The following is a 24657-nucleotide window of genomic DNA, read 5'->3' on the forward strand; positions in this document are numbered from 1 at the left end:
ATTTCCCCTGTCCTCTAAAATTAGTATGCAAACCAAATAGCTTTTTGTTTTGTATAGGATGACAGGGAGTGAATTGCGTATTCTTTCCCCCATCCACTTTGCTTCAAGCCGCCGAACGGACTGGCAAAATCATAACAGCCATATTTATTAACAAAAACCATACCTGCCTGAAGCTTATTAGCCACACGATGTGCCCTGGAAACATCATTCGTCCAGAGGCCAGCACCAAGACCATAGATGGTGTCATTCGCCATGGCAATGACTTCTTCTTCTGTTTCAAAAGGAATGATGCAAAGAACAGGTCCAAAGATTTCTTCCTGGGCAATTTTCATCTTATTGTCTACATCAGCAAAGATTGTTGGACGAATGAAGAAGCCCTTTGCATTTTCCCCAGTCAAGTCACGCTCTCCGCCTGCTACTAATCTAGCACCCTCGCTTTTTCCACTTTCGATATAGCTTAAAATACGTTCCATATGTGCCTCAGACACCTGGGCACCCTGATTGCTTCTTGGGTCGAACGGATTTCCCACTACGTAGCTATTTGCCAGTTTTGCAATCTCTTCGACTACTTGATCGTAGACATCCACTTGGGCAAACAAACGAGTCGGAGCTGAGCATTTCTCTCCTTTATGGGTAAACAAACCATAGAAGGAACGCTCAATCGCCTGATCCAGATTTGGCGGATCATTAAAAATGATGTTTGGAGATTTCCCTCCAAGCTCAAGTGATACAGGCTTTAAGTTAGAGTCAGCTGAATTATGGACAAGCTTCTTCCCAATCTCCGTACTTCCGGTAAAGGCCACTTTATCGATGCCCATATGTGTAGCGATCGCTTCTCCCGTCTGCCCTTCACCAAGGATTAAATTAATGACTCCTTTAGGCAGTAGATTGGCTTCATCAATTAGTTCGAACAGGCGAATCACTGAAAAAGAAGTTTTTTCTGACGGCTTCAATAGAACTGTATTGCCCATCGCCAATGCCGGCGCAAGCTTCCATGCAGCCATATCCAATGGGAAATTGAAAGGAAGGATCTGTCCGCAGACACCAATCGGGTCTCTTGTTGTAATGCTTAAGAAATTGCCTTCAACTGGATTATTTTCACCATAATACTTGTCAGTCCAGCCAGCATAATATTCGAAAATATCGACAGCTTCACCAACTGCATCGTGATAGGATTCCGTGTATAATTTACCGTTATCCAATGTCTCAAGCGTAGCGAGTTCCGCACGATGCTGATCCATTAAATCGCTGATCCTGCGCATGATTTTGGCACGTTCTTTTCGTGTGGTCGTACTCCAGGGACCATGTTCAAACGCTTCACGCGCAGCCAAGACTGCCTTGTCAACCTCCGCCTGGGAAGCTGATTGGAAGGTTCCGATAACCTTTCCGTTTGCAGGATTGATAGATTCTATGACTGTGTCAGTTGAACTATCAACCCACTCACCGTTGATATATAGTTTCTTTGCTGTCTTGAGCCAGTCTTTTGCCCATTCCAGTTTCGGCTGTTCAATGCCTTCGAATACATATTTATCTGTTGCTTGTGTCATATTTCAATACCTCCGCTTAGGAACATAGTTTTAATCTCTTCTTTGCTTTTGTCCTTTACTAGCCGAGCGGCTGCTGTGTATCCGATCTTTTCCTTCAACTCTGCAACAACTGGGATGAAACTATTGGCAAGTTCCTCACAGCGCTCTTGATTCGCCACAATTCCATTGATGCATTTTTCATTAAAATTGATAAGAGCATTTTCAAGCATTTGCATTGCATCTAATATATTGGCACCGGCTGCCCCTTCAAAAACATTCAACCCTAATTCCCCGTGCTCCAATGCGGCCTGGACGACACTATCACAGCCAATTACTTGAAAGCAGCATTGGATCAGAGTTTCGGGGATGACAGGATTCACTTTCCCTGGAAAAAAGGAGGACCCCGCCTGCACTGCCTGAAGCTGAATTTCACCGAATCCAGCTTCAGGCCCTGAAGAAAGCAGGCGCAAATCCTTAGCCAGCTTCAGCAAGCAGGAAGCGAGGATCCGCAGTTCACCTGAAACTTTCGCTAAGTCATCGATATTTTGCGCTGCGTCATATAAATTTTCACGATAGGACAGCTCCATCTCTGATACGTCACAAAGAATCGGCAATACCTTGTTCCTGTAGGCTTCCGGTGCTCCGGCTCCTGACCCAATCACAGTGCCGCCAAGATTAACTTTATGAAGTTTTTTTACCGCTTCTTCCATTGAAAGGAGCCTTCGCTTAATAACTTGAGAATAGCCGCTAAAGGTATCGCCAAGACTTGTCCTCAGCCCATCCTGCAAACATGTGCGCCCAATTGTAGTAACATTCGCAAACTCATCTGCTTTTGCCTTTAATGCAACTGCTAATTGCTCCAGTACTGGATGAAGGCTGTGGAATCTTTTTAAAATCGCCAGCCTGATTGCCGTATGGCAAACATCAGAGGTGGACTGTGAAGCGTTTACATGTTCGACCGGATGTATGGGGCTGTAACTGCCTCTGGGGTTCCCCAGCGATTCATTTGCCAGATTGGCGATGACTTCATTCATGTTCATATTCGTGCCAATTCCGCCACCACCATGAAGGATGTCGATGACAAATTGCTCGTGGTGATTGCCTTTAATTAAAGCATCGCAAGCATGGATAATGGCGTCTGCAATTTGCCCGCCAAACACTTCCGCTTTCTGATTAGCAAGTGCTGCAGCTTTTTTGACGATCGCAAGCGATTCGATATAGGCAGAATAGCCACTAAGCTGACGATCAGAGAATGAGAGGTTTTGAACCGTCCTCACAGTTTGGATACCAAAAAGATAATGATCCGGGATTTCAACTGTGCCATATTGGTCTGTTTCTTCCCTCATGAAACCAGCTCCAATTAAATGTTATTATTTTATTATTTGTTCATATTATGAACATTAAGTTCACATCAAGAACTTAATGTCATTGTAAAATGGATAAACAATCATGTCAAACATTTTTGAAAATATTTTGAAAACATTAAAACCATTCGATTACTTTCTGTTTTTTACGCTATAATGAGAATTATGAAAAAGGATAATGAATTACAAAACAATAAACAGGAAAATTCATCTGTTCAAGCAGTAGGCCGGGCATTGACATTACTCCAGAATGTTGCGGAAAGCAGCCATCCTGTATCCATTGGTGAATTAGTTGAAAAATCGAACATGAACAGGACGACTGTCTGGCGCCTGATAGGTACACTTGAAAACTTCGGCTATGTAGAGCGAGACCCGATTACAAAAGGATATCAGCTTGGATATGCAGCCACCCGATTGGCAGCACAAGCTACAAATTACGGGTCCCTGATCAGGCGTGCGCACAGGACTATGGAAAGGTTGAGGGATGAAACACAGGAAACAGTTTTACTAAGTGTACCTAAGCATGATGGGACATTAACAATTGATCAACTTGATCCTGAACACAGTATTAGAGTGGTAGATTATGTGAATGTATACCTTCCTCTTCATTGCACATCGAATGGAAAGCTTCTATTAAGCCTACTTCCTAAAGAAGAACTAAACATTTTATTGGATCAGCCTCTAGAAAAAATAACATCAGCCACCATTACCGAACGGGATCAATTACTAGAAGAAATGGAAAGGATTCGAAGACAAGGAGTGGCTACAGCTTTAGGGGAATTGGATGAAAGCGAAAATGGCATTTCAGCCCCTATTTTTGATCGGCAAAATAATTTGGTTGCTTTTATAAGTATCTCTGGTCCGAATTTTCGGTTCACCAAGGAGAGAATGCTGGCATTAAAAGATCGATTAATTGAGGCAGCACAAGAAATTGGAACATACCTTAGATAGCAAAAAACGGGGTCATTCACCATCGCTTTAAATAGCGCTGGGAATAACCCCGTTTTTGCTCTCATAAGTTCCCTTGCCTACCTTTTACATTTGGTGACTTTTCTCTTCCTATAAAGCTTTTGAAAGAGGCTGAACCGTTTCTTCTGTGTCCTCAACAATAGTTTTATCATATTTCTGAGGATTCAATGAGATTTTAACAAGTGAGCCAAAAACAATGATTCCCAAAAACAATGCTGGTACGCCACCAAGGTTATTAAGCATTTTTACCCCATCTATACTCGCAAAACTAATCATGGTCCAGGAAATCAAACTTACAGCAATCCCCCAAAGAACTTTTACCAGCAGTCCTGCTTCAGGTTTTTCTGGTGTAATGCCCGTTGAACTGATCCCACTCATAGCGGCTACGTTTGAGTCGCATGCAGTGACAAACGTGATGAAGAAGACAAATAAGAAAAAAGGAATGATGACCGCGGCCCAAGGTAAATTAGAGAAAAATTCATAGATCACTGCTTCAGGTCCGCTTGTTGTCAGGACTTTTGACAGTACTCCAGTTTCCAAATCTATCGAAATGGCTGTTCCGCCAAATACACTCATCCAAACTATTCCAAAGACAGCTGGTAAAATAAAATTAACGAGAATAATGGTTTTCACTTTATATCCGTAGGCAATTCTCCCTAAGAATAGTGATAAAATCAAAGCCCAGGCAAACCAGCTTGCCCAATAAAAGGTTGTCCACCACTGCGGCCATGGATCGGCTGCTGCAGATCCAGTAAACAGGCTTTTTGTGAAGAACTCTGAAAGGTATACTATCAACGCTTCTGTACTAAAGTTGAAGATAAATGGAATCGGACCTACCAAGAATACAAAGGCCAATATCACATAGAAAGCTTTCATGTTGATATCAGAGAGTATGCGAATCCCCTTCATCAATCCGGTGGCTGCAGAGATTAAAAATGTAACAGTTACAACTGCAGCGACAATTCCCCATAATAACGGCGAAGAGCCAATTCCCGTCAAGTATTCGATGCCTCCGGAAAGGGTCAGAATACTGGTTCCCATGGACGCTGCCATTCCTAATGCCAACGTATACAAACAAACAGCATCAATTACTGTAGCTGTATTCTTTTTAATTTTATTTCCGAATAGCGGAGAAAGCGTGGAGCTTAAGCTATATGGTTTTTTCATATTGTAATAGACAAACGCAAATACAACGGCAGGAACACAATAAATTGCATATGGAGTAAACGTCCAGTGCAAATACAATGTCGACATGGAGAATAACGCTGCCGCTCCACTATTTTTCTCAAGACCCAGCGATTCCGGCGGACTGGATAAATGGTAAATGGGCTCAGCAATACTCCAAAAGGTAAGAGTAGCGATAGTGGTGGTTAATGTAATCGCAAACCAACTTGGGAAACTTAACATAGGCTTTGCCTGTTCTCCACCTATCCTCACATTTCCAAGCGGCGAAAAGTAGGCAAATATACAGCCAGCAACCATGAGTAAACCGCCCAGGCTGAATAACCAGCCCAAATTGTTAATGACCCAGCTATTCGCATTGGTCGTCATCGCTATAAAGCTATCTTTGTTCGTAAAACTCAGCACAGATGCTCCAATTAACAAGAGAAACGGTGGCCAAAAAACAGAATGTCTAATATCTTTCAAGATTTCTCCCCCATTCATTCTAAATTGGTATCGCTTACATTTTTGTAAAACACATTTCTGTTTTAATTTCCTTACTATAAGATTCTCCTATCCCCCTCCGCTGTTGTTCATATCATGAACATAATATTCAAATTACGAACCAAGATGTTTTGATTATAGAAGGTGGGGAAAATAGTGTCAATATTTTATTATTAATATTTAGAAAATTTAAAATTCAAAAGCGATCCTACTTATTAAAAAGCCCTCATAAAACCAAGGGTTCACCAGGAATATACAAGGACTCTATGACCTAGGTCTCGCTAGTCCCCATACCGTACCTTCCACTCAAACAGCATGACTTCCTTACCGATACGATCCTGTGCATATAAAATTAGGCTAAAACGCAAAAAGGAAAGCAATTAAATCGCTTCCCTTATCACTCTGGCAATTATAGAGTTGTCAGCTTTGATTTATTGTATTCCGATTAGCCGTATGGCCACTATTTCGACTCCTCATTGGAACATGAGAACCGTCCCCATGTTCCAAACCTCTTATTCTATCAACCCAGGCAAGAAAGTAGATAAGAACGGTATATATGCTACCAGTAGAATTACAAATACGATCATTCCAAAGAACGGCCACAAGTATCTTATTGATTCATTAATGTTTGCCTTGGCTATTCCATTTGTAATGAATAGGAGTACTCCGATTGGCGGTGTTATTCCTCCAATTATTAAACAAATGGCAACTACTGTCGCAAACTGTATTGGATCATATCCGAAATTAGTTGCCACGGTAGCTAAGACTGGTATAAAGATGATTGCCGCTGCAATTGTTTCAAGGAAACATCCTATGAATAACAAGAAAGCAATAATGATTAGCCATAATAAATATTTATTAGTTGTAAATTCACTTAGGAAATTTGCTACTTTGATCGGGAACTGCTCATTGGCCAATATCCATGCAAACCCGGAAGCTGCCGCGGCAATGAACATGACCATTACTGTGGTATTGGCTGACCTTACAAATATGTCTCCCAAATCTGCAAAGCGCATTTCTTTATAGATAAAGGTACTAACAAGGAAACAATATACTACAGCAATGACACCTGATTCTGTCGCTGTGAACAAGCCTGTTACAATACCCCCAATTATGATGACTGGGGCCAATAGTGCCCAGAATGCACTGATAAAGCTCTTCCATACTTCTCTTAATGAAGCACGTTCTTCTTTTTCCAGACCTAACTTTTTCGCTGCTATATAGTTTATGAACATTAGACCAAGCCCGATGAGGATACCTGGTATAGCCCCTGCGAGAAAAAGCTTTCCTATTGAAAGACCTGTTAATGATCCATATACAATCATTACAATACTCGGCGGAATAATGGGACCAAGTGCGCCTGCACACGCAGTTAGAGCAGCTGCATAACCTTTCGGATAACCCTTTTTAATCATTGAGGGAATCGTTACCGCTCCTACAGCTGAAGTATCTGCTGAAGCTGAACCTGAAATTCCTGCAAAAGCCATACTTGTCAACACCGTTACATGTCCCATACCACCGCGGATGTGGCCGACTAATGAACTAGAGAATCGGATTAACCTTTCAGAGATCCCTCCTCTCTCCATGATGACACCAGCTAGCATGAAAAAGGGGATTGCCAAGAAGGTTGTGCTATTTAATGTATTGAACATTCGGGGAATAAGTAAGCTAAGTGGGATATTGCTAAAAAACAGAAGTGAAATTAAAGTTGATAAACCAATCGCGAATGCTATTGGTATCCTAATCATAAGCAGAATAATCAGACTTATAAACATAGCAGCTAACATAGCTTATCACTCCTTCCTTGCCTTGATTGTCTCAACAGCACTTAGAATAATATACAATAGCAGTAAGGTCCCACCTATTGGTGCTGCCACAAAGATGTAGGACATTGGAATTCGACTTATTGGTGCAAGCTGCTGTCCCATTACCTTTGTCACTTCAATCCCCTGGTAAATAATAACCAGCGTATAAGCTGCCATTAATAAATGATTAAATATTGTTATCCAAAATTGTAAAGAATCGCTTAGTCTGTTGATGAAAAAGTCTACCTCAATATGGATCTTTTCACGCATCCCAAATGCTATTCCCAAAAACACCAGCCAAATGAACATAAATCGAATGGCCTCATCTGTTCCTTGAACGGGAGTACCTATAAGCCTGGTAAAAACCTGAATGACTGTAACTACAACAAGTAAACCAAACAATAAAATGATAATAGCTTTAATCGCCTTATCAATCCAAGTAATCATGTATTCACCCCTCGGTGACTTTGTTTTTTATATAAAGCTTTTAATACTCACCCTATGGTTCCAGTTATAACAGGAAAGCTGATTCAAAGGACGAACCTTTGAATCAGCTAGTTTTACTATTTTAGATCACGAATTTTTTCTACTAGATCAACTGCGTTAACATCCTTTGCATATGAATCGACAATAGCTTCAGCTTTTTCCTGGAATGGAGTTTTGTCTACTTCAACTACTTGTAAACCACTTTCAACTAATTTATCGAAGTAATCCTGGTCGAGATCCATCGCTAATTGACGGCCATATTCGCCAGCTTCTAATGCTGCTTCTGAAATGATTTTCTGATCTTCTTTGGACAAACCTTTATAGAAGTTTTCGCTAATATTCAATGAAAGAGCTGTGAAGATATGCTCTGTTTTCAAAATGTATTTGGATACTTCCTGAAACTTTGCTGTATAGATACTTTCAGCTGAGCCTTCAAAACCATCTACAACTCCAGTTTCTAAAGCGGTGTACAATTCTCCCCATGGCAGCGGTGTAGCTACGGCATCCCATGATTTTACTGTTTCAATTACACTTGGTGCCTCGGGTGTCCGAATTTTCAAGCCTTTCAAGTCTTCAATTGATTGTGCTTCACTATTTAAAAATGTACTGCGGAAGGCTGAATCAAACCAGGCAAGCGAGTGGATCCCTTTATCAAGCATTTTCTCTTGCAGTGCTTTTCCTACTTCTCCATCAAAAGTTTTGTGTACATGGTCGTAATCTTTGAATAAATACGGCATATCTAAAATTCCGACTTCTGGCACGAAGTTAGCTAGTAAACCAGCATCATTTACAGTCATCTCAATTGCACCTAATTGCAGGTTTTCTACAAGCTCCTTCTGGTCACCTAATTCTCCGTTCGGATGAATAGTAACCTGGATTCTTCCATCTGATTTCTCTGCTACTAATTCTTTAAATTTTTCTGCTGTTTTTACGACGGAGTGATCGGCTGCAAGGTGGGAACCAAGTCGGATTTTAACATCTTCTTTTTTATCTCCTGAATCGGAACCTGAAGAACTTTTACTTCCTCCACATGCAGATAAAATCATAACCAACACTAGAACCAAGATACCCCATGCCTTCTTTTTCATTTAAACTCCCCCTTATTTTTTAAATACTTTGTCCTGATTTTATTTCAACTAAGCCTGCATCATAATTAAGCTCCACACCAAAGCCTGGCTTATCACTGACCTTTAATCTGCCATTAACCGGAACTGGCTCGTCTTTTAATAAAGGAAAGTATTGTGGAACCACTTCTGAAGCATCCGGACTCATAACCAGGTATTCTGTAAATGGACTATTCACTTTAGTGACAACATAATGGTGGCTGTAAACACCACTACCGTGAGGGATAACCATTTTTCCATAACTATCAGCGAGATTACCTATTTTAATGAGTTCCGTTAATCCACCGCACCAGCCCACATCTGGCTGAATAATGTCTAAATCGCAATATTCCAGTAACATTCTGAAGCCATACCGGGTTGCTTCATGTTCCCCACCGGTTACTAAAATGTTATTGCCAGCTCGTTTCTTAAGGTCACGATAGTTCCAATACTCATCCGGATTAAAACATTCCTCGATCCATTTAAATCCTAGTTCCTCAGATTTGCTCATCAGCTTTTGTGCATACGGTAAATCAAGAGACATCCAGCAATCCCACATTAACCAGAAATCATCACCAACACGGTTACGCATTTCAGCTGCCGTCTCAATATTTTTGCGCAAGCCTTCTTCACCATCTGCTGGACCATACACAAGTGGCAGTTTACCACCAATAAACCCTAGCTCTTTTGCCAAATCAGGTCGTGGTCCTGTTGCATAAAACACAAGTTCATCTCTAACCTTTCCGCCAATCATGGAATATACAGGTTCTTCCCTCAGGTTACCTAATAAATCCCATAAAGCTAGATCAATTGCAGAGATGGCATTTAAGACAATACCTTTTCTGCCATAGTAGAGTGATGCACGGTACATTTGATCCCACATAATTTCGATACTTTCAACTTGCTGCCCAACGATAAAGCGTTCCAAATGATTTTTGATTAGCCAAGCTGCTGGGTAGCCGCCTGTTGAAATCCCAAAGCCTACCGTTCCGCTTTCAGATTCGACTTCAACAACGATCGTTTTTAGGACATTAATTCCGAAGCTGGTTCTTGTAGCCTTGTACTCCGAATAAATACTCATCGGTGTTGAGATTTGACCTACAATCCAATGGTCCTGGCCTTGGTCGTGATAGTCAGCTCCTCCACCTTCAACAACATGACATCTTAAAGCTTTAATTTTTTGTCCAACTTTGCTCATATCTTTGCCTCCTTTTTAAAAATGAAGAAAGATTTTACTTTTAATGACGTTTCCGTTTACTAGATCTGTAAAGGCTTGATGACCTTCCTCAATGGTCCTGATTTCTGACCAAACCTCTTCGTTTATTTTTTGATTGATTAAGAGCTGTAGAGCATCGTAAAAATCTTGCTTTGTATAACAGAAGGATCCCAATAAAGTTATTTCACTCCTGATTGTTTGATTAATTGGAATTGGAGTTTCATCAATTCCTAGGCCAATGTTCATTACAACTCCACCAGGATTAATAAGTTGGATAGCTTGTTTTCGGGTCGGCAAAAATCCTGCGGCATCAATAATGACATCGATCCCTTTCGTACCTGTAATCTCATTCACTCTTTGTTCAACATTTTCCTTATTCGACTGAATTACATGTTCAAGACCTGCTTCTTGAACCGTTTTTAATCTTTCAGCATTTAAATCAAGTACAATTACGTTTTCAGCGCCCAGTATTTTTGCCATAAACGCACTTAAAAGTCCAATTGTTCCAGCACCATACACCAAAACATTTGCAAACGGATGGTTTTCCATAGCACGTCTGGTTGCCCTTAAGCTGCAGGCCAGAGGTTCAGTAAGTGACGCAGCATAAGGATTTAGATGGTCGGGTATTGTTAAAACCTGTGAAACTGGAACTGCTACATATTCACCAAAGGCTCCAGGACGATGGATTCCGATGATTTGTCGATGATCACAAAGATTTTCAAATCCCCTGCGGCAGCGATTACATTTTCCGCAGCTAATAAGCGGATTTACTACAACACGTTTTCCTTGCAAATCAATTTCGCTGGGCGATTCAACGACGACACCTGAAAATTCATGACCCATTACTAATGGAGGGACTCGCAGGCTGTTATGGCCTAAAAACCCTTCGATTTCCGAACCGCAAATACCGACTGCATCTACCTTTATTAATACTTCATCAACATTCGGTGCAGGTTTTTCTGCCTCTTGAATAATCATTGTTTCAGCTTTAGTCCATACAAGCGCTTTCATATATTCCTCCTATGTCTTTAAGACTCTTGTATTTGAGGTTTGAGGTTTTGGTCCTCAACTACGCAGCAATATTATTCCGCTTCTAGTTAATTGGATTTTCCAGACTCCCAACCTTTTCGATCTCAATTTTGCAAATGTCGCCTTTTTTCAGGAAAATTGGCGGATTTCTAAATACACCAACTCCATGAGGTGTTCCCGTAGCAATGACGTCTCCAGGCTTGAATGTAAACCCTTTGGATAAGTAGGAAATAATGTAAGGAATCTTGTGAATAAGGTGTTTGGTATTGGAATCTTGAAGGGGTTCTCCGTTTACAGTTAAACGAATATCTAAGTTGTGGGGATCATCGATTTCATCTGCAGTTACAATTGCCGGTCCAAGGGGAGCAAACGTATCATAAGATTTACCCCTAACCCATTGGACATCTTCGAATTGAATATCTCGGGCACTAATATCATTGATGATGGTGTAGCCATATACATAATCTAGGGCTTGTTCTTCAGGAATGTTCTTTCCTTCCATGCCTATAATTACTGCAAGCTCTGCTTCATAATCCACTTGGGCAGAGTCTTCAGGAAGGTTGACTTCTGCATTTGGGCCTACTATACAGCTAGCCCATTTCGAAAAAATCATTGGTTTTTTTGGCGGCTCAACGTTTTGTTCAATACAATGGTCCATATAATTGTTTCCGACACATACTAATTTTCCTGGATTCGAAATTGGAGCCACTATCTCAATTGATGCATTGTCTACTTCAACTTCTTGTCTGAAAGACTCGTTTTCTTCAAGCCATTTCAAAACAGATGCTATCTGATCTTTTCCATGCCTGCCTAAATTAATTAGGCCAAGCATGTCATCAGGAAACCCTACGGAATCATTATTTTCACGATTAAAAACATCTGACAGCGTTTTCAATTTTATTGTTGAGGAATCTCCTAAAATACCAATCTCTTCTTTGATGTCATGGCGAAACGTAATCAGCTTCATTTCAACACTCCCCTGTCTTGGTCGATATTGTTTTCTTTGTATCCAGCCAATAAAGATAATCTTTTGGCCAAGTTTAAAATTTCCTCTCTGGCATCTTCCTTTTTTCTATCCCAACTGTTCTCCAGCATGGTAAAACTCACGGCTGCAATACATTTATTCTCATAATTAAAGATTGGAGCGGCCACACAACAAAAGCCAAGGGCACCTTCTTGTTGTTCGATCGCATAACCTCTTTGCTTGGTCAATTCAATTTCAGCCCATAGATCTTCAGAATTTCTAATCGTAAACTCTGTCTTTGGAATGATCTTTTCATCCGGAAACAACTCATATATTTCTTCTTTTGTATACTTCGCTAATTGTGCTTTGCCAATCGCAGAGGCATAAGCGGGGAAACGCATACCAGGATCCGTAGCTAATCGTACCGGTGAATGGCCTTCTTTCTTAGCCAGGTATAGTACATCTCCACCTTCTAGAATCCCCAATTGAATATTTTCTCCTATGCTCTTTACTGATTCCTCAGATTCTATAAAAAAGGATTCTAAAATATTAAACTGACGAAAATACGCTGCACCGAGGGATCCAAGAATTGGGCCAAGAGTATAGGTATCTCCCTTTTCCTTCACGATCCAACCGAGCTCTTCCATCGTATTCAACAGCGAAAACAAAGAACTTTTATTAATTCCTGATTTAGCAGAAATATCGATCAGTCTTAATTGGCTCGGATTAAGGACAATTAAATCCAAAATTAAATTTGCTTTCTCAAGAGCTGGAACCCAATATTTTTTAGTCATTTTTTCACCACCTTAACACTTACTGGTTTTGTATAATAAACCAGTATTTGTATATTAAACTTTATTAAGGCTATTCTAACACGAATTAGCTGAAAGTAAATAATTTTCTAAATATTTATTTAAAAAATTATTTATAAAATTTTTGTTCTAAAAGTCAGCCTCGAACCTCTAAAAATGGCTAGGAAAACGGATAATAAACCCTTAAGAATACTGAAAGCCAGGAACCGAAACAGTTCCAGACTTCGATATCTTTTCCAGAGCCTGAACCGCCACTCCGAATAGAAAAGAAATAGCACTCTCACCTGGTGAAAGTGCCCAAATATATTTTTTAACGTGAAAGTGCATGCGGAAAATTCAAATCCTCTTGATCATCAGTGATTAAAAGAAAGTGTTTAACCGTTAAAATTGCTGAGCCTCAACTTCCATATTTTGTGTTACGTTATAAATATAAATAAAGCTATAGAAGGAGTGATAGCTTTGAAGATCACTATTGAAATGAGTCAGGGTGCTTACGAAATTGCCAAAAAAGTATATGCAGGGAAATTAACAAGAAATGAGGGAAAAATTGAAATTAATAGAGTTACGAGGATGAATAAAGGTTCTGCTCAAGCGTTTATTACCATATTTCTTGCGATGATGAATGGAGAAGAATATAAAAGAGCTTTTAATAATGACACAAATAAATTCTTGCTTGAAAGTATTAGGAAAGATTTTGGCCAGGAATCTTATACTAACGCTTTAAAAGCAGTTCAGAAACATATAAATTATTATTCTACGTTAGGAAAAGGGAATTTATCAGGACTACAAAAAATTATCAATCAAATGAAGATTAGCTAAAAACACTGAGGCGGTTCTTGTATTCCACTTGGAAACGTGAGAACCGTCCCCACGTTCTACACTCCACCTCAACCTGGAACACAAGAACCGTCCCCATGTTCCAAAAACCCGATAAAGGCTTTTGCTACTGATAGTTCCAGGGAGTTTTCGTTAAATACTAGCCATGTGTTCCTTGTTACCTTTTTGTTGTTGAGGCTTAGTTCGTATGTATTTAATTCGTCGTATCCTTTTAGGCAGATTCCTGGGAGGATGGCGTAGCCTAGACCGTTGTGTACCATTTCGCGGCAGGTGTCGATTATGTCGACTTCCATGGTTATGGTTGGTGGCTGGTCGTAGGTTTCTTTCCACCACTGGTTGATGATGTTTCTTAGTGAGGGGTCGGTGTTGTAATCGATTCTTGGCAGGTTGGGCAGGTCTTCAAGTGCAATTTTATTTCTTGAAACTACGTAAATTTTCTCTTCATCAATCAGGACACTTGGTCCTTTCCAGTCGTATAGGTCGCGGACAATCCCGATGTTTGCTTCTTCTTTGTGAATCATTTGGAAGACTTCGTAGCTGAATCCTGTTTTTAATTGGAGATCCACTTCTGGATACTGAGTTAAAAATTCAGCTAGGATTTTGGGAAGCTCGTATCTTGCATATGTCTGCGAAACTCCTAAGCGAAGTGTTCCTTTTATTTTTCCTTCGAGATTATTGAGGAAATCCTTTGTCTCACGCAATTGGCGCAGCATTTTATCTGCATATTGCACCAGGTATTCTCCTTCGGTTGTGAAGTCGACTCCCCTCTTCCTTCTGGACAGGATTTTCACGCCAAACTCTTTTTCCATCTGCTGGATTCGATATGAAAGCGAAGGCTGGGAGATAAATAATTGTTCAGCTGCTTTGGTAATATTCCTTTCTTTATGAATGGTCTGAAGAATGATCCAGTCTTTTTCATCCATTCTAACCGCCTCCGAGTCATAGAAGTTTTTTATCAATAATCATAAAATATCAATATTTTATTTATGATGATTTTACCACTAAAATTAAGTTATTAATATTCAAAATATTTATATAACAGGAGGAATCCAATTGACTAAGTTCGATGTTGTGGTGGTAGGAGCAGGCAATGCTGCTTTATGTGCGGCTATTTCGGCAAGGGAAAATGGCGCAAGCGTACTGGTACTGGAAAAAGGACCGGAACATAAGCGCGGCGGGAACTCATTTTTCACAGATGGAGCGATCCGGTTTGCCTATAATGATTTAGAAGATATCAGAAGAATCATGCCGGAACTCTCAGATGAGGAAGCAAACATTCTTGTCATGCCAGAATACAGCGGTGATGATTATTATAACGACCTAATGAGAGTAACGGACGGCCAAAGCCAGCCGGATCTGGCGAATCAATTAGTCTCAAAATCGTATGAAACGATTGTCTGGATGCGCGAGCAAGGGGTGGAGTTCGAGCTGAACTATGATAATCAATCCTTTAAAAAGGATGACAAAATCCACTTCTGGGGCGGCCTTCCTGTAAAAACGAAGGAAAAAGGAATCGGCTTGATGAAGTCCCTTTTCCAAAAAGCAGAAGAAGTTGGAATTGAGATTTGGTATGAAGCCGCAGCGACAAAACTTATTACGGACCAAAACAGGATTTCAGGTGTAGTTGTACAGCGTAATGATGAGGAGGCAACCGTTGAGGCTAAAAGCGTTCTGCTAGCCTGCGGAAGTTTCGAAGCGAACAAGGAAATGCGCTCGAAGCATTTGGGACCTGAGTGGGAAGCTGCTGCCGTCCGGGGAACAGAATTCAATACTGGCGATGGACTGACAATGGCGGTGGAAGCTGGGGCACAAACTTTTGGCGAGTGGGCCGGATGCCACTCGATCGGTACAGATTACAATGTACCAAGAGTGGGCGACTTCAATAAGCCAGGCGATATTTTTAAAAAGCATTCCTATCCACTTGGAATTATGCTCAATAAAGACGGCCACCGTTTTGTCGACGAAGGTGCTGATTTCAGGAACTATACGTATGCTAAATACGGCCGGGAAATCTTGAAGCAGATGGGCCATGCGGCATACCAGATCTTTGATTCAAAGGTGCGCCCGATCCTTCGCAAGGAATATAATCTTGAAGAGGCGACGGTTTACGAGGCTGAGACACTGGAACAATTAGTGGACCAGCTCCCTGTAGACAAGCTTCAGTTCCTCGATACAATCAAGGAATACAATGATGCAGTCCAGGATGGCGAATTCAATCCATCGATCAAAGATGGCAAGGCAACGTCAGGGCTTAATCCGGAAAAAACAAACTGGGCACAGAGTATCGAACAAGGTCCTTTCTACGCATTCCCGGTCACTTGCGGCATCACTTTTGCCTTCGGAGGCCTGCATGTCAACACAGATGGCGAGGTGCTGAACAAAGAGCAAGAACCAATCCAGGGACTGTTTGCAGCAGGTGAAATGGTCGGTGGCATTTTTTATAAAAACTACCCGGGCGGATCTGGTTTGATGTCCGGTGCTGTCTTCGGAAAGATTTCCGGGTCACAGGCGGCAAAATATGCAGCGGCAAACGAAGAAAACGCAGCAGTAAAATAAACATCATTTATAAGGCGGTCTCCTCTTTCTCAGAGGAGCCGCTTTTTTTAATAGAGACGTTTTTCAAATAAAAACAAATGGGCAGCTGAACTAACAGCCGCCCCACCTCTCCTACCAATAAAACGCATAAGCCCCCAAAATAACCCCAATCCACACAAACGATGCAACCATGCCAACCCTAAATAAATCCTTCTCCGCAAAATGCCCATATGAGTAGCTAATCAAATGGACGGGAGACTGGGTGATGAAGAAGAAGCCTGGAATCCCGGCCAGGAATACCGCCTTTGCCAGTGTCAGGGCTGAAATGCCTGTGAGTGCATCTCCGAGCGAGATCGCGAGTGGCAGCATGATGGCCAGAAACCCCAGAACATTGACAAACATGACCCTCATCAGCGAGGTCAATAGAATCAGGATCAACATGGTCTTAAATGGAGTCTGGAGCGCAAGGATCTGGTTTAGATATTGGGCAAGCCAATCAATGGTGCCGGTATTCAGCAGCATCCCTGAAACCATCAACGTCGAGGCAAAGAAAAGAAAGATGTCCCAGTCGATAGATGTTTTGGCCTGGTCCCATTTCCAGACACCGATGCCTGGAAAAATGGTTAGGCATGCACCTAATAGGCCGATTAGCGGTATTGAGTAGCCATGTAGATTCTGGGTGATCCATAGAATAAGGGTTAACGCCATTATCGATAGCATCTTTTTTTCCTTTACCGTCATTCTCCCCAGCTGAGAGATTTTTTCATCAATAAGTGCCAGCAGAAGGTGTTTATTAATTTTTTCAGGAGGGAACATGACGATAAAAATAACCCATAAAAAGAAGCAGAAAACCATGATCGGCACCCCGAAAATCAGGATCCATTCTAAATAGTGGATACTTGGACCGATTTCCGTTAAAAGGCTGTAGGCATAAATGGTTGAGCTTGCTCCAGTGGCAATGAAGGCGCCGGTTATAGGGATTAAATAGGTAATTCCGATAAAAAGCGATTTTGCCAGGTTGCTAGTCTTGTTGATTGATTTCAAACTCCTGATCAAACTATCAAATACAGATGTTAGGAGACTTGCTTTTCCAACATTCGAAGGAACGAGGATCGATAAAATAAAGACAAGGATAATCGATATGAAAATCAGGGCTCTACTGGCACCCCGGGACAATTTCAAGATTGATAACGACAGCCGATCGGCTAAACCTGTATCAATAAAGGCTTTGGATATGATGAACGTAGCGAATAACAGCCATACTACATCAGATCCTAGATATGACAATGTCTCCTCATAGCTAAAAAAGTGGAATGAGAACAGCAGCATGACCAGCAAAGAGCTGTATGCCAAAGGGAAAACCTTTCCTACCCATAAAAGTTGAATAATGACCAGCGCGATCAAGGACTGGATCTTGATATCCTGGTGAAGTGGCAGGATAAAAAAGAAAATATACAGCAGACTCGCAATCATTAATAGAATTTTCTTTTTCATGAACGTTTCTCCTCAGTGTAAAAAAGGAAAATCCACCAACTGATTCTGGTGGACTATCCTCATAAATATTAAGCAGAGATCGCTTTGTCTCCATCACTGTTCTTTTTCTTCTTAAGCTTGTTGATCAGCAAAGGATAGAATAGGGACAAAACAGTTAGTATCATTAAAGTGACCGAGATTCCTGATGAGAAAAAGATGCTCAGACTGCCGTTTGACGAGGTAAGAGCCATCCGGAAGTTTTGCTCCATATCCCCTCCTACGATGATTGCGAGCACAAGCGGCGCAATCGGGAAATCCATGATTTTCATGAACAGCCCAATGACTCCGAATAACAGCAGCAAGTAAAAATCAACCGTGCTGTAGCTAAGTGTATACGTGCCAATAAAGGCGAGCATGATGATCAGCGGATAAAGAACCTTTGCTGGTGTATCCAATATTTTTACCAATAAGCCGACTAGGAGAATATTGATGATGACCAGCGCAATGTTTCCGATAAACATGCTGTTAATAAGAGCCCAGACCATTCCAGGATCATTCTCGAACAGCATCGGTCCCGGCCTTACACCAAGCATGATGAGCGCTCCAAGCATGACGGCAGTTGTCCCTGAACCAGGGATTCCCATTGTCAAAAGCGGGATCATCGCTCCTACTGATGCTGCATTATTGGAGGATTCAGGAGCTGCCAATCCTTCTATGGCACCTTCTCCGAATTCCTCTGGTTTCTTGGACAGCTGTTTTTCTGTTGAGTAACTCATCATCGAAGCAATTGAACCTCCTGCGCCTGGAAGGACGCCAACAATGAATCCTAATGGTGCACTCCGAAGAATCGGCCACTTAGAGCGTTTCCACTGTTCCTTAGTGAACCAGATTTTCCCGACACTTTTCTTCTCTTTCTTTGCATTATCAATCGTTAAATAGTTGTAAAATACTTCCCCTACCGCATACACGCCAATAATGACAATCAGGAATTCAATCCCTTCACTTAAATGGGGAATATCCATGGTGAAACGGTGGACACCGGTCTGGGGATCAATCCCGATTGTACTGATCAGGAGACCGAGAGCCATGGCAATGAATCCTTTCACCATTTTACCGATAGAAAGTGAAACAATCGCCGATAGCGTTAATAGCATTAATAGAAAATATTCTGCTGGCCCGAATTTAAGGGCAAAGCTTGCCAGCGGCTCTGCCAAGAAGATAAAACCAAATGTTGCCAGGATGCCGCCGATAAAGGAAGCGACAGCTGAAATCGCCATTGCCTCCCCTGCCTGTCCTTTTTGAGCCATCGGGTAGCCGTCAAAAGTAGCTGCAATCGCCGAGCCATCTCCCGGTGTATTCAGGAGGATAGAACTTCTCGAACCTCCGTACATCGCACCATAATAAATGGCCGCCATTAATATGATCGCGCTGGTGGGATCCATCCCAAATGTGATTGGGATCAATACCGCAACAGCTGTAGCAGGCCCCAATCCAGGAAGCATGCCAACAATTGTACCCAAGAAACCGCCAATGACAACCCAGAAGATGTTCATTGGCTGCAGAACAGTCTGAAGTCCTTGCATGAATGCATCCATCTCTAACTGCTCACCTCCATTATGGTAAACTTACTCCCAATAATTCACTAAAGCCATACCAGGTGATGAAGGAAAAAGCGACCGTAACGATAATATTGACAAGCCATTTTTTCACACCATTCACGTAAAAAATCAGGCAGCCCAGAAAAATGATCGTAGAAACCAGGAATCCTAATGATTCAAAAATCAAGGAGTAGACCACTCCGAGAGCGGTCGTTACTCCAATCAATTTCATCGTCCTTCCCTGGAAAAGCGCCTGGATCTTTCCATTATGTTCATTTAGTGTTTTTAATTCGTTGAAAAGATAAACGATACTCAGCACCAGCATCAAGATGCTTAACCCTATCGGAAAATATAAGGGTCCATTAGGATTGCCAAGTGTTGCCCTTGGAATGGCAAAGGAGCTGATCAAGAAAATACTGCTGATGAGGATCATCGCTACTGGCATTCCTATTTTTACCGCTTTCATCTGAATCGCTCCTTTATTTAACCAATCCAGAGTCATCGATTAGTTTTTTATACAGCTTCTCTTGCTCGTCGAAGAACTTCTTGGTTGTTTTGCTATCCTGATAGAAGCTATCCCAATCATTGTTTTCGAGCAATTTCTTCCACTCTTCTGTCTCGACCATTTCGCCTAGCTTCTCATCCCAATACTTGATTTCTTCATCAGTCATATCAGGAGGCCCCATGATTCCTCTCCAGTGAGGGAAGACCATATCAATTCCTTCATCCTGAAGTGTCGGTACATCCTCAAGCTCTTCCAATTTTTCATCTGAAGAAACAACTAATATTCTAAGCTTCCCGGCAAGATGCTGATCTTTTACTTCCGATAAAGACGTTGTCACCGCATCAACGTGTTTCCCCATCAAAGCTGTAACAACATCTCCTCCGCCGCCATCATAAACGAGGAAGTTCAAATCCGTTGGCGTAATGCCCTTCATGGAAGCAGCTTGCACAAATGCAAGATGGTCATCATTGCCAAGACCAGGTCCAACACCGATTTTAATTGATTTAGGGTCTTTCTTAATCTGCTCTAATAAGTCATTAATACTTTTGTAAGGAGAATCTGCAGGTACAGCAATTGACTGCCACTCAGTAGCCAATGTTGCCAGAGGAGTAAAATCTTTATGAGTCAATTTGCTTTGGCCTAAAAGATTATTGGTCAAAAGCAAGCTTGAATTAACTGCTAGATTATGAGAATCCTTTGAATGGAGGTAGTTCCAGCCTACTTCCCCGCCGCCGCCAGGCTTATTGATCACATTAATATTGTTCGTAACCAACTTATTGTCCTTCAGGATTTTCTGGACAGATCGGGCAGTCAGGTCCCAGCCTCCTCCTGGTGATGCAGGTGCGACAATTTCAATATTTTTGGAAGGGTACTTTGCGCTGTTTGACGCTTTGCCGGACGAACAAGCTGAAAGCAGCAGTACAGCCAATAACAATAGACCAAGTTTTTTCATCGTTTCCACTCCTTCTATAGTATTAAATCGAATTCTGAATTTATTTTAAATTCTAAATTGTATAGTGTAAACGTTTTCAAAAATTTGTGCTTTTAAAATTTTAAGCCCTTTTTGTTCATTTTGTTCATATGTTAAAAGATTCACAACTCTGTTGATTTTCGTTCCAGGCGCTTCGCTTTCCGCTGAAGAATAAGCAAATTCTTCTTGGGGCTGGCGCTGAGTCTAAAAATCAACATTCAGCATTATCAGTGCCAAAATGAAAAGGAAAAGCCTCTTCCCGGCCTTTCCTTAAGCTTCCTTTATATGATAATTCCGTTCAGGGCGTCCTACGATGCCATACTCCTGCTCCACATATGCCTTATTCGTACTCACTAAATATTCGAGGTATCTTCTCGCAGTTGTTCTTGACGCTCCCATTTTTTCGCCTACTTTATCAGCGGACAGTCCTTTTCTTTCCTCACATAGTATCTTACTTACTTTATTCAGGGTAAGATAGTCGATTCCTGCAGGCAGATCTCCTCTATCGTCTTTCTCTTCTTTTCCATATCCGAAAAAGCGATTAAGGAGCTCCTGATTGATTTCTGATACAGAGTCCAGGAGCTGTTTACTTTGCTTGAACTTCTCCAGGGTTTCCACGAAATGCTCCATTGTGACAGGCTTAATTAAATAATGCTGAACACCAAACTTCAGTGCCTTTTTTAAATATTCCTTTTCCCTTGCGGCCGTAATTAAAATGATCTCCACCTCAGGGTGATGTTCACGGATTTCGGCTAATAAATCGGTTCCGAGTTTATCCGGCATATAAATATCCAAAAGCAGCAGGTCAACAGCCTGGCTGTTTAATAGTGTCATTGTTTCTTTGGCGTTCAGCGCTTTCCCTATTAACTTCATTCCTTTGACCCTGGAAAGGAATTCTTCATGAATCTGTGCGATTCTAAAATCATCCTCCGCAATCACGACATTGACGCTCTCCATCTGAATTCCCCCTTTTTAGGATTTTGGAAAATAAACCGAAAAGACTGTTTCGCTGCCTTCATTACTGCTGAATTCAATACTTCCGCCAAGAGATTCAGCCTCTTCCGCCAGATTGGCCAGGCCATAGCCCCTGTTTTTTCCTTTTGAAGAAACCCCAGTCTGAAAAATAAACGGCTTCAATTCCTCACTGATTCCCGACCCATTATCAAAAACTTCAAAGATAATATCGTTGCCTATGTCCGTCACAAAAAAACGGACGATCTTATCCTCCTTATCCTTCACAGCCTCAAACGCATTGTTCAAGAGGTTGCCTAAAATAATGATAAGAGATGATAGCTTGTACTTTTCAGGCAGCACTTCTAATGAGCTTTCTGAATCGATCACAAAGGAGATTTTCTTTTCCGAAGCCTGTGCGATTTTTCCGAGGAGGATTGCCTGGACCTTCTCATCCTTAATTTTCGAGAATAATAGATGCTCATCAACGGTATGGATATGAGCTTCATTTTTTATAAAATCGATCGCTTCATCTTTCTTATCCAATTGGAGAAGACCGAGGATCGCATACAGCTTATTGCTGAATTCATGTGCCTGTGCCCTTAGATCATCGGAATACTGCCTGACTTCAGAAAGCGCATCAATCATGTCCTTGATTTCAGTCCGGTCGCGAAAGCTGCCGACCAGTCCAATCCGCTTTTCCCTTTCAAAAATTGGCTGCGTATTGGCAATGATGATCTTGTCGTGATATTGGATTTCAGCATTCGTCTGTTTTTCCTGCCCGCCAAAAATCTCTAACAAATCAGCAGATTGAAATACATGCGAGACTTGTCTGCCTTCTGCCTGTTCCTTGATCCCGAACATTTCTTCAGCAGATGAATTCATCATCGTTATGTAGCCCTGGCCATCCACAGCAACAATCCCTTCTTTTACGGATTGAAGGATGGCATTTCTCTCCCGGAATAAAGCTGCAATTTCATAGGGTTCGAGATTAAGAGTATCCTTACGAATGCTATTGGCCAGCAGGTAACTTCCGATAATCCCAAGTATCAGCATCAAAACCGATGCCTTGACGATCTTTCCGATATCCTGCCAAATAGAAAGAGTAATCGCTTTCATATCATATAAAACTACTACTGTTCCTTCGACCTTTTTATATGGACCGTAATCCACAATCACAGGCGCAATTGCTTTAAGAACCTTTCGCCCGCTTTCCATCGTCTGGAACACATAATAACTTCCATAAGTAAGTGCTTTAGCACGGTTGTGGTCATTCAGGCTCTTATATACTTCCTGTTCGTCCGTAGAAGCAACAACAGTGCCGTCACGGTGCTGAAAAAAGACCGTCATCGGTTTCGCCTGATATTTAATCTGGTCAGTCAGCAATTTAATATTGCTAGAGTTTCCAGACCTGTAATACTCATGAAGCGCAGGCATATACGATAATGTTTTTGCCGTCTGCAACGACAGCTCCTTTGCACCATCAATATCATCACGCTCCTTCACGACAATGAATAACGTAGACAAAGCGCCAATAATAAAGACAATCAGCAAGATCACCAAACCTAAAATCTTAACCTTTAACGAAACCCGAAGATTCCTTATGTATTTCAGCAACATATCAAATTACTCCAGTAAAATACTAAACGTACTATTATAGTATTATAAATATTCCGAATAATCCAGGGTACATGGGTGGAACATGGGGACGATTCTTGCGTTCCAGTTGGAACACGAGAATCGTCCCCATGTCCCCAAGATTCTCCTCTATTTGGTATAGTGGATAGTGTAAAATGGCGTTACAGCAAGATACCTTATAATCAGTTATGTTGCATTCAGTGTGTTATTCTCTGATGGGAAAAAAGAACAGAAGTAAAATCATCTATGCATTTTTATTGGGATTCATGCTACTCGGCCTTGGGTTCGGAGTTCATTTCTTATTGTAGGAGGCAGCTATGTTTAGAACAGTTGAACATGTTCATGAAAAAGGGATCAATAACATCAATGAAGATGAGTTGATCATAGATCACAGCAAGCAGCTATATGCAGTCATTGATGGTGCAACCGGTCTTGGAGGCTTATCTGGCAAACTGGCTGCCAGCACGATCAAAGATGGTCTACTGGATGAAAAAAGCCAGGGGTCGCTGCTGAAAAAAGCACAATTCGCTAACAGGCTGCTTGGTAAAAGAACCGTTGAGTTTACGAAACAGGACTCCATTTCCGAGCTGCCGAAAGAGGAGCGCAGTTCTTGCGGGATAGCAGCAATCAATATAATAGAAGAAACGAACCAATTGGAATACATACACGCAGGAGATTGCATGCTGTTCCTTCAATATATAGACGGCACAATCCGGGCTATGACTTATGACCATATTTTCCCGTTAGATTCCATCGCCATTTCAAAATTTCAGCAGTTATCAAAGTCCAACCTATTGAATGTGTCTGATGTAACCATTGAACAGGCAAAAGAGCTGCTGGATCGTGAAAAATCAGGAATTATAGATATATTACGGGAGAATAGAGCGAAGTTAAATACGTTAGGCGGCTATGGAATCCTTGATGGAACCGAAGAGGCAAACCAGTTCATCGAGTATGGAATTCTGTCATTAAATCAAATAGATAAAATCCTGCTATTATCCGATGGCCTTCAAATCCCCTCCGCTACATGGGAAGAAACAGCACAGTTTGCATTTGATTACGGACTGGAAGCTTTATTAAAGAAGGTAAATTATTTGGAGATGAATGATCTACTATGCTTAGAATATCCTAGACTGAAAATTGCTGATGATAAAACAGGGATACTGTTAACTTTATAGGCAGCGGAACATAGGAAAGAAAACAAAAAGGCC

21 protein-coding genes are annotated in these 24657 nt (G+C 41.4%); 4 read left to right on the top strand and 17 right to left on the bottom strand.

Annotated elements, in window-relative coordinates; all coding sequences use genetic code 11:
- Nucleotides 1-20: 20 nt before the first annotated feature.
- Together AC3EBE_RS22520 and AC3EBE_RS22525 are read right to left on the bottom strand one after the other, a co-directional pair.
- On the bottom strand, nt 21-1547 hold the full coding sequence (locus tag AC3EBE_RS22520; protein WP_488597267.1) for an aldehyde dehydrogenase family protein: 1527 nt from the start codon (nt 1545-1547) through the stop codon (nt 21-23).
- On the bottom strand, nt 1544-2872 hold the full coding sequence (locus AC3EBE_RS22525) for a lyase family protein (protein WP_488597268.1): 1329 nt from the start codon (nt 2870-2872) through the stop codon (nt 1544-1546). Before AC3EBE_RS22525 ends, AC3EBE_RS22520 begins: the two co-directional genes overlap by 4 nt.
- A gap of 183 nt (nt 2873-3055) precedes the next feature.
- On the opposite strand from AC3EBE_RS22525, the gene AC3EBE_RS22530 reads away from it, so the two are divergent.
- Nucleotides 3056-3841, top strand: a complete 786-nt coding sequence (locus tag AC3EBE_RS22530) for an IclR family transcriptional regulator (protein ID WP_488597269.1) — start codon at nt 3056-3058, stop codon at nt 3839-3841.
- A 108-nt stretch (nt 3842-3949) separates the two neighbouring features.
- On the opposite strand, the gene AC3EBE_RS22535 is transcribed toward AC3EBE_RS22530, so the two are convergent.
- From AC3EBE_RS22535 to AC3EBE_RS22570, 8 genes are all read right to left on the bottom strand, one after another.
- Nucleotides 3950-5506, bottom strand: a complete 1557-nt coding sequence (locus AC3EBE_RS22535; RefSeq protein ID WP_488597270.1) for a BCCT family transporter — start codon at nt 5504-5506, stop codon at nt 3950-3952.
- A 530-nt stretch (nt 5507-6036) separates the two neighbouring features.
- Nucleotides 6037-7311 carry a TRAP transporter large permease gene (locus tag AC3EBE_RS22540; protein WP_488597271.1) on the bottom strand — a complete coding sequence of 425 codons (1275 nt, stop codon included), beginning with the start codon at nt 7309-7311 and terminating at the stop codon, nt 6037-6039.
- A 6-nt stretch (nt 7312-7317) separates the two neighbouring features.
- Nucleotides 7318-7776: a TRAP transporter small permease gene (locus tag AC3EBE_RS22545; protein WP_488597272.1), complete on the bottom strand. Its 459-nt coding sequence runs from the start codon at nt 7774-7776 to the stop codon at nt 7318-7320.
- A 116-nt stretch (nt 7777-7892) separates the two neighbouring features.
- The gene (locus AC3EBE_RS22550; RefSeq protein WP_488597273.1) at nt 7893-8903 is read right to left on the bottom strand and encodes a TRAP transporter substrate-binding protein; all 1011 of its coding nucleotides are present in this window, start codon (nt 8901-8903) and stop codon (nt 7893-7895) included.
- A gap of 19 nt (nt 8904-8922) precedes the next feature.
- On the bottom strand, nt 8923-10116 hold the full coding sequence (gene rhmD, locus AC3EBE_RS22555) for an L-rhamnonate dehydratase (protein ID WP_488597274.1): 1194 nt from the start codon (nt 10114-10116) through the stop codon (nt 8923-8925).
- 15 nt (nt 10117-10131) lie between these two features.
- A complete protein-coding gene (locus AC3EBE_RS22560; RefSeq protein WP_488597275.1) occupies nt 10132-11145 on the bottom strand; it encodes a galactitol-1-phosphate 5-dehydrogenase in 1014 nt (337 codons plus the stop codon).
- Nucleotides 11146-11227: 82 nt separating this feature from the next.
- Nucleotides 11228-12130 carry a fumarylacetoacetate hydrolase family protein gene (locus tag AC3EBE_RS22565; protein ID WP_488597276.1) on the bottom strand — a complete coding sequence of 301 codons (903 nt, stop codon included), beginning with the start codon at nt 12128-12130 and terminating at the stop codon, nt 11228-11230.
- Nucleotides 12127-12921: an IclR family transcriptional regulator gene (locus tag AC3EBE_RS22570; protein WP_488597277.1), complete on the bottom strand. Its 795-nt coding sequence runs from the start codon at nt 12919-12921 to the stop codon at nt 12127-12129. Before AC3EBE_RS22570 ends, AC3EBE_RS22565 begins: the two co-directional genes overlap by 4 nt.
- Before the next feature lie 477 nt (nt 12922-13398).
- Between AC3EBE_RS22570 and AC3EBE_RS22575 the strand changes: the two genes are divergently transcribed.
- Nucleotides 13399-13758 (top strand): hypothetical protein, encoded by a 360-nt coding sequence (locus AC3EBE_RS22575; protein WP_488597278.1) that lies wholly within the window; start codon nt 13399-13401, stop codon nt 13756-13758.
- 68 nt (nt 13759-13826) lie between these two features.
- Here the strand turns inward: AC3EBE_RS22575 and AC3EBE_RS22580 are convergent, their stop codons facing one another.
- Complete coding sequence (locus AC3EBE_RS22580; RefSeq protein ID WP_488597279.1) at nt 13827-14699, bottom strand: LysR family transcriptional regulator; 873 nt, start codon at nt 14697-14699, stop codon at nt 13827-13829.
- 130 nt (nt 14700-14829) lie between these two features.
- Between AC3EBE_RS22580 and tcuA the strand changes: the two genes are divergently transcribed.
- Nucleotides 14830-16332, top strand: a complete 1503-nt coding sequence (tcuA, locus tag AC3EBE_RS22585; protein WP_488597280.1) for an FAD-dependent tricarballylate dehydrogenase TcuA — start codon at nt 14830-14832, stop codon at nt 16330-16332.
- Nucleotides 16333-16443: 111 nt separating this feature from the next.
- On the opposite strand, the gene AC3EBE_RS22590 is transcribed toward tcuA, so the two are convergent.
- The 6 genes from AC3EBE_RS22590 to AC3EBE_RS22615 form a co-directional block, all read right to left on the bottom strand.
- Complete coding sequence (locus tag AC3EBE_RS22590) at nt 16444-17805, bottom strand: SLC13 family permease (protein WP_488597281.1); 1362 nt, start codon at nt 17803-17805, stop codon at nt 16444-16446.
- A 68-nt stretch (nt 17806-17873) separates the two neighbouring features.
- A complete protein-coding gene (locus AC3EBE_RS22595; protein ID WP_488597282.1) occupies nt 17874-19379 on the bottom strand; it encodes a tripartite tricarboxylate transporter permease in 1506 nt (501 codons plus the stop codon).
- 19 nt (nt 19380-19398) lie between these two features.
- A complete protein-coding gene (locus AC3EBE_RS22600; RefSeq protein ID WP_488597283.1) occupies nt 19399-19848 on the bottom strand; it encodes a tripartite tricarboxylate transporter TctB family protein in 450 nt (149 codons plus the stop codon).
- Nucleotides 19849-19861: 13 nt separating this feature from the next.
- Complete coding sequence (locus AC3EBE_RS22605) at nt 19862-20839, bottom strand: tripartite tricarboxylate transporter substrate binding protein (RefSeq protein ID WP_488597284.1); 978 nt, start codon at nt 20837-20839, stop codon at nt 19862-19864.
- A gap of 288 nt (nt 20840-21127) precedes the next feature.
- Complete coding sequence (locus AC3EBE_RS22610; protein ID WP_488597285.1) at nt 21128-21814, bottom strand: response regulator; 687 nt, start codon at nt 21812-21814, stop codon at nt 21128-21130.
- Nucleotides 21815-21829: 15 nt separating this feature from the next.
- Nucleotides 21830-23428, bottom strand: coding sequence for a sensor histidine kinase (locus AC3EBE_RS22615; RefSeq protein WP_488597286.1), 1599 nt, complete (start codon nt 23426-23428; stop codon nt 21830-21832).
- A 335-nt stretch (nt 23429-23763) separates the two neighbouring features.
- On the opposite strand from AC3EBE_RS22615, the gene AC3EBE_RS22620 reads away from it, so the two are divergent.
- Entirely contained in the window at nt 23764-24624 is an 861-nt protein-coding gene (locus tag AC3EBE_RS22620) for a hypothetical protein (RefSeq protein ID WP_488597287.1), read from the top strand.
- The last annotated feature ends 33 nt before the right edge of the window (nt 24625-24657 follow it).

Source organism: Mesobacillus sp. (assembly GCF_057785455.1).

Excerpts from the sequence above, each read along its gene's own strand:
- AC3EBE_RS22520 (WP_488597267.1), bottom strand. The coding sequence starts at position 1,547 with ATGACACAAGCAACAGATAAATATGTATTCGAAGGCATTGAACAGCCG.
- AC3EBE_RS22525 (WP_488597268.1), bottom strand. The coding sequence starts at position 2,872 with ATGAGGGAAGAAACAGACCAATATGGCACAGTTGAAATCCCGGATCAT.
- AC3EBE_RS22530 (WP_488597269.1), top strand. The coding sequence starts at position 3,056 with ATGAAAAAGGATAATGAATTACAAAACAATAAACAGGAAAATTCATCT.
- AC3EBE_RS22540 (WP_488597271.1), bottom strand. The coding sequence starts at position 7,311 with ATGTTAGCTGCTATGTTTATAAGTCTGATTATTCTGCTTATGATTAGG.
- AC3EBE_RS22545 (WP_488597272.1), bottom strand. The coding sequence starts at position 7,776 with ATGATTACTTGGATTGATAAGGCGATTAAAGCTATTATCATTTTATTG.
- AC3EBE_RS22550 (WP_488597273.1), bottom strand. The coding sequence starts at position 8,903 with ATGAAAAAGAAGGCATGGGGTATCTTGGTTCTAGTGTTGGTTATGATT.
- rhmD (WP_488597274.1), bottom strand. The coding sequence starts at position 10,116 with ATGAGCAAAGTTGGACAAAAAATTAAAGCTTTAAGATGTCATGTTGTT.
- AC3EBE_RS22560 (WP_488597275.1), bottom strand. The coding sequence starts at position 11,145 with ATGAAAGCGCTTGTATGGACTAAAGCTGAAACAATGATTATTCAAGAG.
- AC3EBE_RS22565 (WP_488597276.1), bottom strand. The coding sequence starts at position 12,130 with ATGAAGCTGATTACGTTTCGCCATGACATCAAAGAAGAGATTGGTATT.
- AC3EBE_RS22570 (WP_488597277.1), bottom strand. The coding sequence starts at position 12,921 with ATGACTAAAAAATATTGGGTTCCAGCTCTTGAGAAAGCAAATTTAATT.
- AC3EBE_RS22580 (WP_488597279.1), bottom strand. The coding sequence starts at position 14,699 with ATGGATGAAAAAGACTGGATCATTCTTCAGACCATTCATAAAGAAAGG.
- AC3EBE_RS22590 (WP_488597281.1), bottom strand. The coding sequence starts at position 17,805 with ATGAAAAAGAAAATTCTATTAATGATTGCGAGTCTGCTGTATATTTTC.
- AC3EBE_RS22595 (WP_488597282.1), bottom strand. The coding sequence starts at position 19,379 with ATGGATGCATTCATGCAAGGACTTCAGACTGTTCTGCAGCCAATGAAC.
- AC3EBE_RS22600 (WP_488597283.1), bottom strand. The coding sequence starts at position 19,848 with ATGAAAGCGGTAAAAATAGGAATGCCAGTAGCGATGATCCTCATCAGC.
- AC3EBE_RS22605 (WP_488597284.1), bottom strand. The coding sequence starts at position 20,839 with ATGAAAAAACTTGGTCTATTGTTATTGGCTGTACTGCTGCTTTCAGCT.
- AC3EBE_RS22610 (WP_488597285.1), bottom strand. The coding sequence starts at position 21,814 with ATGGAGAGCGTCAATGTCGTGATTGCGGAGGATGATTTTAGAATCGCA.
- AC3EBE_RS22615 (WP_488597286.1), bottom strand. The coding sequence starts at position 23,428 with ATGTTGCTGAAATACATAAGGAATCTTCGGGTTTCGTTAAAGGTTAAG.
- AC3EBE_RS22620 (WP_488597287.1), top strand. The coding sequence starts at position 23,764 with ATGTTTAGAACAGTTGAACATGTTCATGAAAAAGGGATCAATAACATC.